This window comes from Streptomyces sparsus (assembly GCF_054776295.1).
In genome coordinates, this window is the sequence record NZ_BAAHCA010001182.1 from 1 (window position 1) to 1,284 (window position 1,284).

The following is a 1,284-nucleotide window of genomic DNA, read 5'->3' on the forward strand; positions in this document are numbered from 1 at the left end:
ACGCGGCCGAGCACCGCGAGGCGGGTCGCCGACTCGTCACCGAGGCAGAGCGTGCCCAGTTCCGACACGTCCATGGAGAGGTCGGCGGAACGGTTGGTGGCGGTGCAGCGCGCACCGTCCGGGCCGGCGTCCAGCGCGAACCGCCCGCCGGCCGGCCCGTCCCGGTCGTGCACCTCCAGTACCAGGCCGCCGGAGGTGGCGTAGCCGCGGCTCTCCAGCAGCGCGGGCACGTCCAGCGGACGTACCCACAGGAAGTCGGCGTGGGTGGTGAGGCGCGCGGCGCGGGGGTCGGGCAGCAGCAGCGGCAGTACGTCGTCGGGCGGACGGTTCGCCGCACGCAGCGTGGTCACCCAGTCGACGGCCATCAGGTAGTGCCACAGCGCCCGTTCGGCGGCGGGTGTGACGGCGATGAGCGACTTCACGGCCGCCGTGACCTGCGGAAGTTTCGCCTCCCACCGGTCGTCGACGCTGTAGGTGACGACGCCCTGCGCCGTCCCGCCCGCCTCCCGGTACACCGCGTGGAAGCGGGGGGACGACGGCTCGGCCGGATTGCTCAGCACACCGGTGGCCACCCGCCACCAGCGCTCGCCGCGGTCCACCGCGCCGGCGCTGTGCGGCAGCGTGCGGAAGCGCTCGTGCACCTCGGGCCCCGTCGCGCGCAGTTCCTCGGCGGAGACCAGCTCCACCCGTCCGCCCGCGGTGTCCGCCGGCCGGCGCGGATCCAGGCCGGCACGCGGCAGGTCCACCTCGAAGTCGGCCGTCCAGGCGGCCGGGCCGAAGCCGTACCGGCCGTAGATCGGGTACTCGGCGGTGATCAGCGAGGCGCACACGTCACCGCGTTCCTTCGCCTCGCGGAGACCGGAGTCCATCATCCGCGTCAGCAGGCCGCGCCGCCGGTGCGTCGCCGAGACGGTGACGTTGGTGACGGCGGTACTGGGCACGGTCGCCCCGCCGGGCAGGGTGAGCTGCTGGGCGAAGGTGCGGAAGGTGGCCACGCACCGCTCGCCGTCGTAGGCGCCCGTCGTGCGGGTGAGGTCGATGCCGTCGCGGCGGAAAGCGACCTCCTCCGCCGTCACCTCGCCGGCGCGCAGGAAGCCGGTGGCCACCGCACTGAGCCAGCCGTGCAGGTCGGAGGGGTCACTGAGGGTACGGAGGGAGAGCGCCACCCTCGCAGCGTAGGACGGCTCGGACACCCGTCGCATCCGGGTTTCCCGCCGGGCCCGGCCGCCCTCCGCCGGTGCGCCCGCGGAGCCGGGACACCGCCCGGTCCGCAGCCCGCCCGGC

1 protein-coding gene is annotated in these 1,284 nt (G+C 75.2%); it reads right to left on the minus strand.

The window, feature by feature from the left end:
• On the minus strand, positions 1–1,166 hold a 1,166-nt coding region (locus ACYVE9_RS27275), incomplete at its 3' end, for a GNAT family N-acetyltransferase (RefSeq protein WP_461030561.1).
• Positions 1,167–1,284: the final 118 nt, after the last annotated feature.